This window comes from Reticulibacter mediterranei, assembly GCF_016587455.1.
The window spans coordinates 7,539,329-7,555,200 of record NZ_BNJK01000001.1 but is presented as its reverse complement, the minus strand read 5'-3'; the positions used below and the strand labels follow the sequence as shown (position 1 = coordinate 7,555,200).

At 51.4% G+C, this 15,872-nt stretch carries 17 protein-coding genes; 13 read left to right on the top strand and 4 right to left on the bottom strand.

Going from position 1 to position 15,872, the window contains the following annotated elements; genetic code table 11:
* Positions 1 to 85: 85 nt before the first annotated feature.
* The 8 genes from K3T83_RS32490 (at position 86) to K3T83_RS32455 (ending at position 8,183) form a co-directional block, all read left to right on the top strand.
* Complete coding sequence (locus K3T83_RS32490; protein WP_220207074.1) at positions 86 to 415, top strand: hypothetical protein; 330 nt, start codon at positions 86 to 88, stop codon at positions 413 to 415.
* Between the two features lie 104 nt (positions 416 to 519).
* Complete coding sequence (locus K3T83_RS32485; protein WP_220207073.1) at positions 520 to 1,587, top strand: alpha/beta fold hydrolase; 1,068 nt, start codon at positions 520 to 522, stop codon at positions 1,585 to 1,587.
* 28 nt (positions 1,588 to 1,615) lie between these two features.
* Positions 1,616 to 2,077 carry a cupin domain-containing protein gene (locus K3T83_RS32480; RefSeq protein WP_220207072.1) on the top strand — a complete coding sequence of 154 codons (462 nt, stop codon included), beginning with the start codon at positions 1,616 to 1,618 and terminating at the stop codon, positions 2,075 to 2,077.
* Between the two features lie 127 nt (positions 2,078 to 2,204).
* Positions 2,205 to 2,813, top strand: a complete 609-nt coding sequence (locus tag K3T83_RS32475) for an RNA polymerase sigma factor (protein WP_220207071.1) — start codon at positions 2,205 to 2,207, stop codon at positions 2,811 to 2,813.
* 144 nt (positions 2,814 to 2,957) lie between these two features.
* Positions 2,958 to 3,812, top strand: coding sequence for an alpha/beta fold hydrolase (locus tag K3T83_RS32470; RefSeq protein WP_220207070.1), 855 nt, complete (start codon positions 2,958 to 2,960; stop codon positions 3,810 to 3,812).
* 234 nt (positions 3,813 to 4,046) lie between these two features.
* Positions 4,047 to 5,402 (top strand): hypothetical protein, encoded by a 1,356-nt coding sequence (locus K3T83_RS32465; protein ID WP_220207069.1) that lies wholly within the window; start codon positions 4,047 to 4,049, stop codon positions 5,400 to 5,402.
* Between the two features lie 354 nt (positions 5,403 to 5,756).
* Complete coding sequence (locus tag K3T83_RS32460; RefSeq protein WP_220207068.1) at positions 5,757 to 7,319, top strand: radical SAM protein; 1,563 nt, start codon at positions 5,757 to 5,759, stop codon at positions 7,317 to 7,319.
* A 45-nt stretch (positions 7,320 to 7,364) separates the two neighbouring features.
* Positions 7,365 to 8,183: a methyltransferase domain-containing protein gene (locus K3T83_RS32455; RefSeq protein WP_220207067.1), complete on the top strand. Its 819-nt coding sequence runs from the start codon at positions 7,365 to 7,367 to the stop codon at positions 8,181 to 8,183.
* A 3-nt stretch (positions 8,184 to 8,186) separates the two neighbouring features.
* Here K3T83_RS32455 and K3T83_RS32450 read toward each other — a convergent pair whose 3' ends face one another.
* Positions 8,187 to 9,077 (bottom strand): CDP-alcohol phosphatidyltransferase family protein, encoded by an 891-nt coding sequence (locus tag K3T83_RS32450; RefSeq protein ID WP_220207066.1) that lies wholly within the window; start codon positions 9,075 to 9,077, stop codon positions 8,187 to 8,189.
* 302 nt (positions 9,078 to 9,379) lie between these two features.
* Between K3T83_RS32450 and K3T83_RS32445 the strand changes: the two genes are divergently transcribed.
* The 4 genes from K3T83_RS32445 to K3T83_RS32430 are packed head-to-tail and all read left to right on the top strand — an operon-like array spanning position 9,380 to position 12,840.
* Positions 9,380 to 10,072, top strand: coding sequence for a hypothetical protein (locus tag K3T83_RS32445; protein WP_220207065.1), 693 nt, complete (start codon positions 9,380 to 9,382; stop codon positions 10,070 to 10,072).
* A 25-nt stretch (positions 10,073 to 10,097) separates the two neighbouring features.
* Entirely contained in the window at positions 10,098 to 11,522 is a 1,425-nt protein-coding gene (locus K3T83_RS32440; RefSeq protein WP_220207064.1) for a dihydrolipoyl dehydrogenase family protein, read from the top strand.
* Positions 11,523 to 11,578: 56 nt separating this feature from the next.
* Complete coding sequence (locus K3T83_RS32435; protein ID WP_220207063.1) at positions 11,579 to 12,088, top strand: hypothetical protein; 510 nt, start codon at positions 11,579 to 11,581, stop codon at positions 12,086 to 12,088.
* 20 nt (positions 12,089 to 12,108) lie between these two features.
* Positions 12,109 to 12,840 (top strand): class I SAM-dependent methyltransferase, encoded by a 732-nt coding sequence (locus K3T83_RS32430; RefSeq protein WP_220207062.1) that lies wholly within the window; start codon positions 12,109 to 12,111, stop codon positions 12,838 to 12,840.
* 63 nt (positions 12,841 to 12,903) lie between these two features.
* On the opposite strand, the gene K3T83_RS32425 is transcribed toward K3T83_RS32430, so the two are convergent.
* Complete coding sequence (locus K3T83_RS32425; RefSeq protein WP_220207061.1) at positions 12,904 to 13,278, bottom strand: winged helix-turn-helix transcriptional regulator; 375 nt, start codon at positions 13,276 to 13,278, stop codon at positions 12,904 to 12,906.
* Between the two features lie 269 nt (positions 13,279 to 13,547).
* Here K3T83_RS32425 and K3T83_RS32420 point away from each other — a divergent pair, with 269 nt between their 5' ends.
* Positions 13,548 to 14,351 carry an SDR family oxidoreductase gene (locus K3T83_RS32420; RefSeq protein WP_220207060.1) on the top strand — a complete coding sequence of 268 codons (804 nt, stop codon included), beginning with the start codon at positions 13,548 to 13,550 and terminating at the stop codon, positions 14,349 to 14,351.
* Positions 14,352 to 14,533: 182 nt separating this feature from the next.
* Here K3T83_RS32420 and K3T83_RS32415 read toward each other — a convergent pair whose 3' ends face one another.
* Entirely contained in the window at positions 14,534 to 14,770 is a 237-nt protein-coding gene (locus K3T83_RS32415) for a hypothetical protein (RefSeq protein WP_220207059.1), read from the bottom strand.
* Positions 14,767 to 15,645, bottom strand: coding sequence for an alpha/beta fold hydrolase (locus K3T83_RS32410; protein ID WP_220207058.1), 879 nt, complete (start codon positions 15,643 to 15,645; stop codon positions 14,767 to 14,769). The genes K3T83_RS32415 and K3T83_RS32410 overlap by 4 nt, the downstream gene beginning before the upstream one ends.
* Positions 15,646 to 15,872 lie beyond the last annotated feature (227 nt).

Sequence of the window (15,872 nt, the reverse complement as noted above, 5' to 3'; positions counted from 1 at the left end):
AAACGTGAGCAACTCAACGAAACTATGGAGATTAGCTCGTAATGTTCATAGGTGAAGATCAGATGAGAGAAAAGGAGACATCCTTATGGCACAAACCATTGTTTGTATCAACAATGCAGGTATGATTATGCAATTTTGGATCGAGTGGGTAAATGATGACGGAACCCAGGGTTGGACACAAGCGAACAGCGGGGACTATCCTGTTGATCAAAGGCGAAGCCTCGACATGGATGCTTTAAACAGCCAGGGTGAAAGCATCCCACCTGGTCGTCTTGTGCGTCCTCATGTGCAAGCAGTGGCGGGAGCCAGTATCGCAGGAGACAGGTATATCACCTATACGCCAGGCTCTGGCACTGCCATCTATGATGTCACAGGAACGAGTTTCAATTACAGTGTCACGCTCATCCAATCATAGTTGTCCTCAATTTTTTTGAAACCTTTCAGAGAAGAAAAACAGGAGATTGTTTCATGAAAACAGATCCCTCTCACTCTATCAGGAAGAGGAGAACGAGCAAGATCTTGGATGAACATCAGCAGCAGATGCAACGAGGTTGGTTCACGAGCGTCACGTCTGTGGCTGCAGGAGCGGGCCAGCGCGGGAGACGGCAACTCCCGCTGATGTTGCTTTTCAGTATCATGCTGTTCGCAGGAAGTTGCTCCTCGGCTGTACACGCTCAGGAAGGAGGCCACGCCTCGATTGCTCAGACTCAGAAGGCATCGTCTCTTCTGCCGGAGGGCTTTACTGAAGGGTTCGCCATGACCAATGGCATTCGCATGCATTATGTCAGTGGTGGAAAGGGACAGCCATTGGTGCTACTTCATGGGTTTCCAGAAACCTGGTATACGTGGCATAAAGTGCTTCCTGATCTTGCCAAACACTACCGGGTGATTGCCCCTGATATGCGAGGTGCAGGCCAGACAGACGCGCCGCAGACCGGGTACGACAAGGCAACGATGGCAAGGGATATTCATGGACTTGTCTCGCAACTCAGCCTCGGGCCTATCAATCTGGTCGGTCATGATATCGGGCTGATGGTCGCTTATGCGTATGCAGCGCTCTATCCTAGCAATGTGACACACCTGGCTCTGCTGGAAGCGCCAATCCCTGATGAGAGTATCTACACGCTTCCGGCACTGAGTGCCAAAGGGCCTGGCGTCTGGTGGTTCGGATTTTTCAGTACGCCGCAGATGCCTGAAAAACTCATCCAGGGACGTGAAGCAACCTTTTTAACTCAGTTCTTCCAGAACAGCGTTCCTGTACAGGTCCAGGGGAGCATCACGCAAGAGGAGATCGCACTCTATGCGCACTACTGGCAAGATCCTGCACGTCTCCATGCGTACATCAGCTATTTCAGTTCCTTTCACACGGACGCAGAGCAGGTAAAAAGCTATGGGAAAAAGAAGTTGCAGATGCCTGTGCTCGCTCTCGGAGCGGACCACAGTCTCGACACGGCAGTTTTGACCCAGGTACAGAACTACGCGACCAATGTCACCGGTGGAGTGATCGCCAACTCCGGTCACTGGATACCTGAAGAGCATCCACAAGAATTGGTCAATCAGCTTCTTGCCTTCTTCAACAAGAAGTAAAGAGCGAACAAAAGAAAGGGGAACATCTATGAGTATTGATATTGCATCGCTGGTTCTCAACGCTGGCGAAGGCGAGACGACATTTGAAGCGAGTGGGGAGTACTGGACCTGGAAAGCTACGGCAGAAACGACCAATGGGCTTTACGATCAGGCAGTCATAATCACGCTCCCACAAGTAGGGCCACCCGAACATACCCATCAGCAAGAGGAACTGCTCTACATTCTGGAAGGAACCTACCGGGTAAAACTTGAGAAAGACATCTTTACGGCTTCGACGGGAACCTTTATCCGCATTCCAGGAGGCGTAAGACACTCCTGGCGCTCCTTAACAGGGGGAAAAATGCTCACTACCTTCCTTCCAGGCGGGCTACGAGGGTTCTTTGAAGAGCTCCGTCCGCTCTATCTGGCTCCTGAGTTGGATATGCAAGCGCTTGGAGCACTGGCGGCCAGGTATGGTCTGGTAGTGACCGGCCCACCTCTGGTCGAATAGTCCCAGCGCTTTCCTTGCCATGAGGGGAGTGCCAGGAGTGCCCAGCGTGGAGGCATCGTTGTTCTCTCTGCCTCCCGCTTCGTTTGAAAGCAATTTCGTGGTGAAAGAAACAACCGGAGGAGGATCTATGTCTCATTCATACCTACCAAAGAAGCCAGGGGACAGGCTCCCTCTCATGGCGGACGACCTATTGGTACAACAAGCGCTCGCTGGAGATCAAGGGGCTTTTGAAGCCCTGGTACACAAGTATGAGCGGCCCCTGCGCGGCTATCTATGGAACATCCTCAAAGAGGATGAACTGATCGCGGATGTGCTTCAACAGGTCTTTCTCCAACTCTCTGTCTGGCTACCGAAACTGAGTACCAATCGATCGCTCAAAGCCTGGCTCTTCCGCGTCGCGTACTATCGATGTCTGGACGAACTGCGCAAAAAACAGCGTCGGCAGGTCATCTTCTTTTCGCAATTGGAAGGACAGGACAGCGAGGAGGAGCCTCCTTTCGTTGAGACGATCCCAGATGGGCAGCCGATGCCAGAAGACCTCCTCGAACAGCAAGAACTTCATGAGCATGTTATGCATGCTCTGCGAGTACTCTCTCCAAGAGCACGTTCGATCGTGCATCTGCGTTGCTTTAGGAATTTGACCTTTTCTGAGATTGGTGAACATCTTAACATCTCGGAGAACACGGCCAGGATCTCCTTTCACCGTTCTTTGCCAAGACTCCGTGCTGTATTTTGAAAGAGAGCAAAAGCTGTTTTTCAGGTTGCGAATCCATACTCATCGAGAAGGGCACTTTCGAGCGTTGCCAATCAATCGAAGTGAAGACATGAAACAGGACAATCTTGTCAATTGACCTGACCAACACACTCAAAGGAGGATAACATGACCAATCTCACTGCCCATGAACAGCAAGAAATCGACCGCGCCAACACCTCGGGATTGCAGCCGGTGGTCTTCGTCCACGGCCTCTATCTCCTGGCATCCAGTTGGAACAACTGGCGTACGTTCTTCGAGGAACGGGGTTACACAACCCTCGCGCCTGGCTGGCCCGACGATCCGAAGACCGTTGTGGAGGCTCATGATAACCCGGAAGTTTTTGCTCACAAGCGGATAAAGCAGGTCACCGATTACTATGCTCAGGCTCTGAGTCGGCTCAAGAAGAAGCCCGCTGTAATCGGTCATTCCTTCGGTGGCCTCATCGCTCAACAACTGGCCGACGAGGGTCTCTCGTCGGTAACAGTTGCCATTGACCCGGCCGGGTTCCGTGGCGTGCTACCCGTGCCGCTCTCCGAACTCAAGTCTGGTGCACCCGTTCTCTCGAATCCTTTCAACTACCATCGGGCAATTTCACTGACCTACGAGCAGTTCCGCTACGGCTTTACCAACGCGCTCTCGGAAGAGGAATCCCGCCAGCTCTATGAGCAGTTTGCGGTCCCTGGCTCCGGCACCCCTGTCTTTCAGGCGGCAGCCGCCAATCTGAACCCGTGGACAGAAGATCAGGTCAACACCCGAAATCCTGAACGGGGACCACTCTTGCTCATAGCGGGAGAGAAAGACCACACAGTTCCCTTGGCGGTCGTCACGGCTGCGTACAAGTTGCAGCAGCAGAATCCCTCGGTCACAGCGTTCCATGAAATACCTGGCCGCGGGCACTCACTCACCATTGACCACGGCTGGCGCGAAGTGGCCGAGGTCGCGTTTGCCTTCGTCGCAGAGCAACTCTCGATCAGCCAGTAGTCTGCTATGAGTAACTCACGCCAGTCGTAGAACAGGCGAGCAGGCTGTTTGTTCTTTCATGCGAGATCGAGTCCAGCAGAGAGAGAGCAATTTATCTGGCCTGTTCATGCCATAGAACTATAGTTCTATGGCATGAACAGGGGAAATGAGAGAAGCCTTTTGACTACCAAAAAGCTTCTCTGGCCGATTTTTCTTTTTCTGTTCCTCGATGGTTATCTAAGGATCACATGAATCATGCAAAATAGAGTAGAGCAGATTGACAACTGGATAGTGGTGGAGCTTCCCCGGCTGAACCGTGCTGTCCTGGAGAAGCATCTTACAGTTGAAGACCTGGTTGTTCGTGCAAACCACCAGGTGCTTCATACCGCTCCAATACCAGAAGAACTGACGCCATTACAGGCAAAGCAACTGGTGGTCGATATCGGATTGCTTGGAGCTTCTGTTGGCAGGCATCGGCAGGAGGCTGACCTTGAGCTACTGCGCACGCCTCAAAACAGCTTCTTGTCGATGGTTGCATCGCAGGACAACATCCCATTCCTGGACTATGTGAGGCGGCTTGCACAATGCACACATACGGGGCATCCGCCTCGTGACACGTATGCTTCGCTGGTGCGCTGGAACGTGCCCACAATAGAAGTGAAGTGGCAAGGTCAAGTCTTGGGGTATAACCATTCCGTCTTTCATAGGAATGTTGTGCGGACGTACACTGGAAACCAGGGAGAAGAATTGTTCCTGGTCCTGCTAAAAAAAGCAGAGGCGTTGGAAGCTAGTGTGAACGAGTTGCTCTATCCAATCGTGTCGGGATCAGTTCAGGTCAATAGTTCTCATGCACTAGAGGCAGCGATCCTGGCAACGAAACTGTTGGATGCGGTACACCAGATCAATCTGGAGTTTACTGCAAAGAACGAATGCGATCAGTCCATCTTTGAAACAGCGCATTTCATGGATATTCTCCGTCAATTCGCTATCCACTGGACTGCTGGAGACTCACCGCCCAGCGGCGCACAGGATCCTGAGTTTATAAAAAGGGATTTTTATCTCGGTTACCAGTTCGCCGGTTATACGAACCATGTATATGGAATGTTTCCGGCACTTTTAACATCTGAAAGAAGCACGTTGGAAGAGGCTATGAGGTTGCCCAGCATCCCCTCTCTGCTGGGAAGCCTTATAGGCATCGATGCTGATATCTTCGCCAATGGCAGCCCTTCTCAGCTCCTGCAACTGGCGGACGATTATCCGTGCGTTATTCCTTACTTCTTCTTGATGCAAGCGAACGGCAGAGTTGCCTCTTCGCATTTGATGCTGACCAAACGCTTTCTTTTTAACCCCATGCGCGAGCGAGATCGAAGAAATATCCCGGACAGCCCTCTCGTAAGCAATCGTGCGGGTACGACAGGAATGTTAGAAACCCTTTTGGAGGCGTTAACAAAACCCAGGCGCAACCATATGCTCAGAGGCTTCAGCCGCATTCCACTCAGCCAACTGGCAAGGAGACAAAAAACAGAACCAAGCAAACGGCATACCAAGGAGGAATTACTTGGTATGGTGAACTTCTGTCATCAATCCTCTGCAGCAGCATTCTTCCTCTGATGAGGGGCTGTTCTAGCTAAGGCCAAATCTCGCCGTAGCCTTTTTTATACATGCCAACTTTAAAACGTTATTAACAATATGACTAACATGTTTTACCAGCTTGCTTCTGGAGATGTTAGTCACACACCTGTTTGCCTGGACACATACCGTTGTTCACCTCATCGGGCGGTCAACTTCTTGGCAATAATCACTTTTGCCTCTATCATGCTTTGTTTATAATTTGTAAATACACCCTAGCCAAAGGTGTATCTGCTATAATAGAGACATTACGCTTCCACTCGCGTTCACGCCAAAGCGAGTAGAGGGACTCCAAAGAAAGATCCATATCACGAGTTCTGCACGCAAGGAGACCTTATGGAGAACCGATCTGATCTATCTCTGCCTGCTACCTCTTCATCCAATACGTTTGCATCTACATCGGACGCCTCCCACTTACCTCCACCCCGTCTGAAGAAAGATGCAGATTATGTCTTTTTTGAATTAACACGCAGCATTTGCCCTGCGTGCCGTCGCGTCATTGATGGACATATACTCTTACGCAATAATCAAGTGTATCTGCGCAAGCGCTGCCCTGAGCATGGGCTGTTTGAAGGTTTGGTCTATGGGGATGCTCAGGCTTATACTTCCGCAGCTCGCTTCAATAAGCCTGGCACGATACCGCTGGCCTATTCCACCTCCATCGAGCGCGGATGCCCCCATGATTGCGGCCTATGCCCTGATCATCAACAACATGCTTGCCTGGGTATCATTGAGGTAAACAGCGCCTGCAACATGGATTGCCCACTCTGCTTTGCCAATGCAGGAGCAGGCTTCAATCTGACGCTTGAAGAGGTCGAAGGGATTCTCGATCATCTGCTAGCAACCGAAGGCAACCCGGAAGTCGTTCAGTTCTCTGGTGGTGAACCGTCTATTCATCCACAAATCATTGAAATGATGAAAGCGGCGAAAACACGGAACATCCGACATGTCATGCTGAATACGAATGGTAAGCGCATCGCCACCGATGATGATTTTCTGCACCAATTAGCCGAATTACACCCATCAATCTATTTTCAGTTTGATGGTTTTGCCTCTAAAACATATCGCATCCTACGCGGTGAACCTGATATCCTGCCGCTAAAACTTCGTGCATTGGATCGCTTGGCAGAAATCGGAGCAAATGTGGTACTGGTGCCAGCGATTGATCGCTTTGTCAATCTGCACGAGGTAGGCGCAATCACCACATTTGCTATGCAGCATCCAGCGGTTCGTGGCATTAGCTTTCAACCAGCTTTCCAATCTGGCCGTCACGGAACAAACGATCCCATGCAACGCCTGACCATTCCCGACATCCTCACGGCGCTGGAAGAACAAACTGGAGGAACGCTTATGGTTTCAGATTTCGTGCCAGTCCCCTGCTGCTTCCCCACCTGCAACTCGGTCACATATGTTCTCAACGATGGTGATACCGTCCTGCCATTAACGCGCGTCCTCAACGTTGACGATTACCTGGATTACATCACGAATCGTGCCGCACCAGATCTTTCAGCAGAGATCAAAAGCGCACTGGAAGGTCTCTGGTCCTCGTCCGTCGTTCCTGGCTCAGACAAAGCCGCGCAGCAATTTGCGCTTTCCTGTGCCGCTTGCGAGCTGCCCGACGGACTGGACCTGGCTGCCTTTGCCAAAAATATCTTTATGATCATGTTGCAAGATTTCATGGACCCCTGGACATTCAATCAAAAGAACGTGATGAAATGCTGCAAAGAAATCTTATTACCCGATGGCAAGCAAATTCCATTCTGCGCTTATAACAATGTGGGATACCGAGAACAGGCCCGTACACAGCTACAAGCTCGTGAGCGACAACGCAATCAGGCCAGACGCGCGGGTCTCCCTTTTACTCCTGAACCATTAACCTTTTCATTCGAGCAAAAGTAGCTTTGCCTATCCATCTTATCTCATTATCTCTAAAAGGAAGGACTGATGAACTCATCGCATGAGCTACCATCCGATCCCATAGAAGTCAAGATGTGCTGCTCAACTGTGTATCAGAGCGACATCGCACGGTTTCTCCTCGGCGACTCGTTCCATCCTGGCGGTCTGCAACTCACCGAACATCTTGGCACAGTGCTCCATCTGGCACAGGGGCAGCGAGTGCTTGATATCGCGTCAGGGCGGGGAAAGAGTGCAATTGCACTTGCACAGCGTTTTGGATGTCAAATACAGGGAATTGAATATGGTACACAAGCAGTCCAGGAAGCGACAGAGGCCGCAGCAGAGGCAGGTGTCGCCCATCTTGTCACCTTTCTACAAGGTGACGCCGAGTGCCTGCCAGTCGCCAATGAAACGTTTGATACAGTCATCTGTGAGTGTGCCTTCTGTACATTTCCTGACAAATCAACGGCTGCTTCAGAAATGTGGCGTGTATTGAAACCAGGTGGGCGCGTGGGATTGAGCGATCTTACACGGTTAGGAGATGTGCCAGAAGAGTTGCGGGGATTGCTTTTGTGGATTGCTTGCATTGCAGACGCTCAACCTGTGGACGACTACGCCCGTTATCTCACGCAGGCAGGATTCGTCGTCGATCTCATTGAAGCTCACGACGAAGCACTGTATGAGATGGCACAACAAATCCGTGGCAAATTGCTTGGAGCAGAGCTACTCGTGCGGCTCAAGAAGCTCGACCTTCCGGCCTCGCTTGACTTTACGCAGGCAAAATCACTTGCAAAGGCAGCCATCGCTGCTATTCAGATGAACCAGTTCGGCTATGTCGTGATGAGGGCGCATAAGGCACCAGCGTAAATCTTATCCCTCCCCACGTCGCATGCGCATATGGGTAATCTGTGCAACAGGCGCAATGATCAGTAAACAGGAGGTTACAATCAAGAGAGGAATGCTCAGAAGATGAGTAAGCATGGAAAATGGCGCAGGTGCCAGTAACACCAGGAATGAAAGACACTGAGCCAGTCCTGCATATTTGCCCCACGTGGTCGAACCAAAATATACAGGACGAGCAAAGGTCAGATAGCTTAGTAAGACCACCACACATGGAATAAGGAAACGTAAGAGCATGACCCAACCGAACAGCAGAGGCAACACACCATTGCGGAGCAAAATGACAGTCAGCGAGAGATATAGACAAAAATCGGTTTCAGCATCGGCAATCTGTCCCAACTTACTCTGCGTCCCTGTGTGTCTGGCAATCAATCCATCAAGGATATCAGTTCCTATGCCGCACAGGAAAATTGCTAGAGCGACCATCGATGGCGTTGCCAGACCACCAAAAAGTCTGCCAAGCAGGTATGAAGCAGCAAACCCGCGTATCCAGGTGAGCTTATTAGCTAAGCCGACGCGTGGTAAGAGTACTCCACTATGCACTGCCCGGTTAAGGCCCAGATGCCAGAACAAGTCGCACTGTTGCCACACCATGCAAAAGACAAATCCTGGCAGGAGGGAGAACGTATCGCTTACTCCCATCAACAGGCTATTACCAATTAAGGCGAGAAGAGCCAATAACGCAACAAAGCAGGTAAATCGTCGCCACGAAGAGTGCAGTGAGGGGTTGTCACACGCCGTTTGCAAAGAGAGCATCCAGGAACGGCGGAAGAATCTGCCCCAGGCATGCAGGCTGAAATGATCGTTTCGCAATTCTGTTACTGCCTCAACAGCAAACGTCTCTTGAGAACTCGATTGCATAATAAGTATGATTCCACCTTATAGTTATGCCTCTTACAACCAGGCGAGAGGTTCGTTCAGACAACACAGATGCTATAATAAACACATGATGCTCCAACATTTCATCCCTCCGTTCCAGCAAACCGTAATTGTAACCCTATTGCGTAACCCTTTAAAGCGTCAGAAAGTCCATTATGGCTACCAGGCCGGTGACATGATCCGTGCAGTGGTTCCAGCAAGCTTGAAGACCAGCGGAACGCATCGTGGACGGGTCTTAGCAAGAGCGACAGGTTCTTTCGATATCAGCACAAAACAAGGGCGTGTTGCTGGGGTCAGTTATCGCTATTGTCATCCTCTTCATCGCAATGATGGATATAGTTATCAGAAAGGAGCGCGGCAGGAAGCCCTGTGCTGAAGCGACGGGGCTTCCTGCCGCAATTTCTGTGAAAGAAGAAGCACAAAAAAACAGAGGGCAAGACCTTGCCCGGGAAGAACTGCCAGCGCCGCAGGGTATTGGCGTAGCGGTTGCCATCGATTGGGGTCTGGCTGTGCAAACATTCTTGACACCGATCATAGCCATCGTTCATCCATCTACCCAGCCATTTTTAGTTGGTCTCGACTCAACACTCAGCCTGGTGCTGCTCTTCGTCATTGCATGGCTTTTTGCTGGCGTTTGTGTACTCTTTGGCGAAATGCTACGACGCGGCCACAACTGGACTCGCTGGATACAGATCGCTTTTAATACACTCCTCTCGCTGGCTGGCATCGCTGCACTTCCCAGCCTCTATCAAAGCATTACAACGGGCCACTTCTGGTCGCTCGTCACAGAAATTATCCTGATCATCTTTTCGCCTCTGGTGGTCTGGCGTTTGAGTCGCCCTGCTACTGGTCGCTGGTTTAAGACAATCAGTGTCGCAGAGGCGCGTCAACGTCACAGCGGCAAATGGGTCTGGTTTATCGCTCTGTGGGCTATTATAGGAGGAGTGTTGCAAACCCTCGCGGTAATGAACAGATAGATCTGACAGGATGGGTACATATTCTATGGCTCAGATGAATTACGATCTCACCATTCTTGGCGGTGGATCAGGCGGGTTGACGGCGGCTCGGATTGCGGCCTCGCTGGGAGCGCGTGTTTTATTGATTGACAAAGCACGTCTCGGTGGAGATTGTTTATATACAGGCTGCATCCCAAGTAAAAGCCTTATCCACGTTGCACAGGTGGTTCATCAGGCCAACAGTGCCGCCCGCCAGGGATTAAACGTAAGCGGGATAGACATCGACATGACACGCATCAGTACTTACATTCAAGGGGTAATTAAACGGGTATATGAGGCCGAGCATATCTATACAGACGATGTGACAGTGAAATTTGGGAGTGTCTCTTTTCAATCTCCGACGACGCTCTTGCTCGACTCTGAACACATCGCCAGCCGCGCAACAATTATTGCAACAGGGTCACATCCAGCCACTGCACAGATAGAAGGTTTGGCCGATCTGCGATACCTGACGAATGAAGATGTCTTTCAACTAACACATTTACCAGCATCACTGCTCATTGTTGGTGGTGGTCCTATCGGTGTCGAGCTTGGGCAGGCGCTAGCTCGATTAGGGGTCAGGATTACCATTATTCAAGGACCAGAACGCATTTTACCACGAGAAGACCCCGATGTCTCAGAGGCAATTACTAACGTGCTTCAGTCCGAAGACGTGACAGTGGTAACAAAGGCGCGAGTGCAGAAGGCCGAACAGTTGGGCACAAAGAAGCGCCTGACCGTGAAGCAGGGCGATCAATTTGTCACGTTCGAGGCTGATGAGGTGCTGCTCGCAGTTGGCCGCCAACCAAATGTGACTGGACTCGGCCTGGACAGGGTTGACATAGCCTGTACCACACAGGGTATTCAGGTGAACAACTATCTTCAGACCACCAGAAGGAACATTTTTGCCCTGGGCGATGTTATCGGCGGCTATCTTTTTACTCATGTTGCCGCTTATCAGGCAGGGGTGGCTGTACGCAACGCTCTGCTGCCTGTGAGCAAGAAGAAGGTCGATTATCGCGTCCTCCCCTGGTGTACTTTTACAGACCCGGAGGCGGCCCGCGTTGGCCTGACCCTTCACGAAGCACAACAGCAGTATCGACAGGCACGCAGCGTTACCCTCCCCTGGGCAGACATTGACCGCGCTCAGACAGAGGGCGCTACGACCGGTTTTATTAAGCTCATACTGGCAGGGAAAAAAGAGGAAATCGTGGGAGCGCATATGGTGGGTACACATGCAGGCGAGTTACTTGGCGAGATAGCATTGGCGATGCAACACCATCTCACAATCTCTGATATGCTCGCCACCATTCACCCCTATCCAACGCTGCATACAGGCTTACAACAGGCCATCTTTGAGGCACACCTTTCAGGCAGACAGGGCCGTACAAATCGCCGCATCGTCAGTACAATGCTTCGTCTCAGGCGATAAACGCTAAAACAACAACTTGTCTTCAATCAATCTTTTTCCTATTAAAGAGGTATTGTATGAGAAAAGCAAGCGCTATAACATCAGCCAGACAACAAGTGTATGCACTGCTGCTCTTCGGTATCATCTCGCTGTCAGGTGCCTGGTTACTACATCTCAATCCTTCTGACTATCCAATAGGTATCTTCGTGCTTGGGATTGGAATGCTGATTTCTTCATTCCTCTACCCTTATCGTCTAATCATTGCCAGCAGCTTAACAACAACAATGGGCATAGCGGTCTATCTGGCCTTCAAAGGGCTACTTCCTGGCCGACAGGTTTTCCCTGCATACATTCTTGCGCTTGGCATCGGACTACTGGCTATCGCTTTCGCAGGACGACGCGGGTATGTGCAGTCAGGAGCCATATCACCCGCAACTATTGTGATCGGGATAGGACTCATTGAAGTCTTATTGATCGAGCGTCTGACTCCTCCTGGCCTTATCCCCTTTGCGCTCTCGCTCTGGCTTCCTGGGTTAGGGCTGCTCATTCTGGGGATCATCTATTTCCTGATAGGAAGAAGGCGCTAAAGGGTACAGGTTATATGAATATGAAGCAGAGATCATATAAACAGGCGAAGCAGCGAGCAAGGACATACTATACAGAAAAGCATGCTGCATCATATAATCGAACCTGGCAGACGTTTTCTGAGAAAACACTGGCAGCTACCTGTTCTCTTATCGACCTGGAACGACTACATGCAGTACGCGATGAACAGGCACGTGTTCCGCGTATCCTGGATGTCGCCTGTGGGACAGGGCTGCTCCTACAGCGCCTTGCGCACCTCATTCCACAGGCCGAGTTGTATGGCGTGGATGGAAGTCAGGCAATGCTCGAACAGGCACGCCTGCTCCCCGAAATTGGTCCTTGTCTTCATCTACTGCAAACATCGCTCACAAAAGAACAGATGGCAGATTGGCCCTATCAACCATCTTCCTTCGATCTGATCACCTGTACCAATGCATTCCATTATCTGGATGATCCGCTTGCCGTCTTGCAAGTTCTGGTCACACTGCTTGCCCCCCGGGGACAGATAGTGATTGAAGACTACGCACGTCGCACATTTCCTTTCCCCTGGCGGATCGTAGAATGGTTCATTCAACGTGTTGATCCTCAGCACGTCAGAGCCTATACCTTGAGAGAGGCGCTACAGTGTGTACAGTACGGTCTGACCACCAGACTCCACATAACGGCAGCTAAAAATTTCTCCATCGATCTTTTCTGGCAAGGATGGATAATTGCAGGTACATATTGGTCGCTAGATGACACACAAGACATCTGATCTCTGTTGATCTCAGAAGCAAGAAAAGCAGGAGGATGCTCTTTCGCCAGTCTCTCGGATGAGTTACAACTCATCACGTCTCTGGTCTCTAGAGTGCCCCTCGCTCGTTGCTCTTGTGTTTGTGAAGTGTTCTCCCCACTGTTGCATGAACGACAAGATGGGCTCGACTGTCCGGCCAAGAGGAGTCAGCGAGTACTCGACTTTCGGAGGGACCTGTTTGTAGATTTCCCGAGTAATTACCTCATCCTCTTCTAATTCGCGCAATTGAAGGGTGAGCATGCGCTGGGTGATCTCGGGAATCAGTCGGGTGAGTTCTCCAAATCGCCGAGGGCCAGAAAGCAAAGCGTATAAAATCATAGGTTTCCACTTCCCTCCGACAACAGCAATCGTGGTTTCCACCCCGCATTTGTCGTGTATTACAGAGCTTTCTTGTCCCATCGAACATCTCATCCTTTCCGTGATTGGTGCTCTCTCACCATACTATCATTGTTGTCAGTATCGCACATTTTTGTGCGTACTTGTACCTAGAGCAGACTGTGGGTATACTTGAACCACAAGAGAGGTCACAAAATCTCTCTCCTCTCTTCCCGTTCGGACAGGCAGCGTTATACGGCCCGTCACGGACCGATCGCATACATTACCACTCACGAAAGGCTGACCAGTCATCAGGTTTTCGGAACCTGGCTGATCAAACTATAGGGGAAACAATGACACTATCAGAGAACACGACATGGCAGACGCAGGAATTCATCGGGAAGCGAATCCTGGTCACCGGGGGAACGCAGGGTATGGGAAAGGCAACGGTTGAGCGGCTCTCACACGCTGGCGCAACCGTTTTGACGACGGCACGATCCACTCCACCCGATCTCACGACCCCAGACCTATTTATCCAGGCGGATGTTAGCACTGCTGAGGGGACAGACAAGGTCATCAAAGAAACACTCACTCGTCTCGGTGGCATTGATATTCTCGTCAATGTCGTTGGTGGCTCTTCCTCCCCGCCTGGAGGAGCACTTGTATTGAGCGACGAACACTGGCAGCACAATCTCAACCTGAACTTGCTCTCCGCTGTCCGTCTGGACCGGGGGCTGCTCCCAGCGATGATGGCACAGCAGTCTGGCGTGATTATCCATGTCTCGTCGATTCAACGAAGCATGCCCCTTAAGGCGACCCTGGCCTATGCAGCAGCCAAAGCGGCGCTTTCCGTATATAGTAAGGGTTTGGCCAACGAAGTCGCCCCGTACGGAATACGAGTCAATACGGTAGCTCCTGGTATGATTGAAACAGCTGCCGCCGGCAGGCTCATTGATCGGTTAGCGAGCACCGCAGGAACCAGTTATGACATCGCTCGGCAGGGACTCATGGATGAGGCTCTGGGAGGGATTCCCCTGAACCGTCCCGGTCGTCCAGAGGAAATCGCCGAACTTATCGCTTTCCTGGTATCAGAGCGGGCTTCCTATATCACCGGCAGTGAGCACATCATCGATGGGGGAACCCTTCGAACCATTTAATGCATTGCAGGCGCATGTTTGCCATGATTGAAAAACATCCAGCACACATTGGCCCACAAGACGCTTCAAAGACTCACGGGATGTGCCATATGAACAAGCTCTCGGGCTCCTCAATCTTGTTCATATGGCACATGCAACGAGCTTGTCGTGTTACATTGCGAACCCTCAGACTGAGAACAATCCTATTGAGTTACGCCAGCATGCTTAGACGACCCCTGTGCGCGTAAGGCCGCGCATCCTCTCCCAGCGTCACATCTCGTCTCATGGAGCCGATTGGCAATTTTCCAATGACGATGAACCTCTTCGCCGACCCGCAATCTCTTGCCGTCCAAGGCTACCAGTTCTATCGGGCGCTGGCTAGCCTCAGACGAGGCGCAACATAAAACTGGCTGTGCCCTCACAGGTGCCGCAGGTGTCACGCGGTCGTCTCCTTGTCTGCTACGAGCTTCCGCGACCCCAGAAAATCCAGCACGATCTGGTTGAACTGGGCTGGCTTCTCTAGAAAAGGATGATGTGCGGTCTCTGCTATGACCACCTTTTTCGCTCTTGGGATCTCTGCGGCCAGCTGCTCCAACGGATTTGGCCCGTCCCACTCTCCGAGAATGACCAGCGTCGGCACGCCAATCTCCGACAGCCGTCCAACCGCTGGCGGTTCCAAGGGCACTGGCGATGTCTGGGCCTGCGCCTCATCATCTGGGCGCTCCCAGTTGCGCGTCGTCATCTCGCGTACTCGCTCGCGTATGGAGGGTGCCACCTGTACCGGAAGCCGACCCGGCCCATCTGTCCACAATTCCAACGAGATCTCAACGGCTCGTGTGATGTCGTGCTTCTCAAAGGCTTCATTCAGGCCCAGATACAGACGCACCACATCTGGATGCTTTTGCATCACTTCTTCGGATGGTCGAAATCCGCTGACGCCTGCGGTGACCGGGATCAGCGCATCGACCATCTCAGGATGCTCAAGCGTAAAATCGATCGCCAACGCGCCTCCTCCAGAAACTCCCATCAGATAAGCGCTCTCGATGCTCAGGAAGTGCATCAATTCATAGAGATCCTGACGATCAGAATACGGCTCTCCTTTCGTAATCAGCCCTGAATCGCCAAAGCCCCGCTGATCGTAGCGGATGACTTTATATTGCTGGGCGAAGACGGCGAACTGCTCGTCCCACGATCTTCTATCCAGAAGGTGGCCATGGACGAGAACGAAGGGATGGCCTGTACCAGCAATTTCATAATACAGCGTCGTGCCGTTTACCTCTGCAAAGCCCGTCTGTATCCATTCTGTATTTGACACGGTATCGCTCCTCTCTTTTCGGGTGACTCTCTCGAAATGGTAGCATCGAAAGCGGTCAGGAACGACCCTGTATAGGGCATGGGAAAGTCCTGACTTCACCGGTTGTGGAATCTACGGCAAAACAGCAGCGAGAAAACCAGGGGATGATCCTGGAAGTTGAGGATATTCGTGCCCACCAAGACGTTATCACTCTCCTTGTGAGGCCAATCGAGAAAGATGAGGTGCAG

Excerpts from the sequence above, each read along its gene's own strand:
- K3T83_RS32490 (WP_220207074.1), top strand. The coding sequence starts at position 86 with ATGGCACAAACCATTGTTTGTATCAACAATGCAGGTATGATTATGCAA.
- K3T83_RS32480 (WP_220207072.1), top strand. The coding sequence starts at position 1,616 with ATGAGTATTGATATTGCATCGCTGGTTCTCAACGCTGGCGAAGGCGAG.
- K3T83_RS32475 (WP_220207071.1), top strand. The coding sequence starts at position 2,205 with ATGTCTCATTCATACCTACCAAAGAAGCCAGGGGACAGGCTCCCTCTC.
- K3T83_RS32470 (WP_220207070.1), top strand. The coding sequence starts at position 2,958 with ATGACCAATCTCACTGCCCATGAACAGCAAGAAATCGACCGCGCCAAC.
- K3T83_RS32465 (WP_220207069.1), top strand. The coding sequence starts at position 4,047 with ATGCAAAATAGAGTAGAGCAGATTGACAACTGGATAGTGGTGGAGCTT.
- K3T83_RS32460 (WP_220207068.1), top strand. The coding sequence starts at position 5,757 with ATGGAGAACCGATCTGATCTATCTCTGCCTGCTACCTCTTCATCCAAT.
- K3T83_RS32455 (WP_220207067.1), top strand. The coding sequence starts at position 7,365 with ATGAACTCATCGCATGAGCTACCATCCGATCCCATAGAAGTCAAGATG.
- K3T83_RS32450 (WP_220207066.1), bottom strand. The coding sequence starts at position 9,077 with ATGCAATCGAGTTCTCAAGAGACGTTTGCTGTTGAGGCAGTAACAGAA.
- K3T83_RS32440 (WP_220207064.1), top strand. The coding sequence starts at position 10,098 with ATGGCTCAGATGAATTACGATCTCACCATTCTTGGCGGTGGATCAGGC.
- K3T83_RS32435 (WP_220207063.1), top strand. The coding sequence starts at position 11,579 with ATGAGAAAAGCAAGCGCTATAACATCAGCCAGACAACAAGTGTATGCA.
- K3T83_RS32430 (WP_220207062.1), top strand. The coding sequence starts at position 12,109 with ATGAAGCAGAGATCATATAAACAGGCGAAGCAGCGAGCAAGGACATAC.
- K3T83_RS32425 (WP_220207061.1), bottom strand. The coding sequence starts at position 13,278 with ATGGGACAAGAAAGCTCTGTAATACACGACAAATGCGGGGTGGAAACC.
- K3T83_RS32420 (WP_220207060.1), top strand. The coding sequence starts at position 13,548 with ATGACACTATCAGAGAACACGACATGGCAGACGCAGGAATTCATCGGG.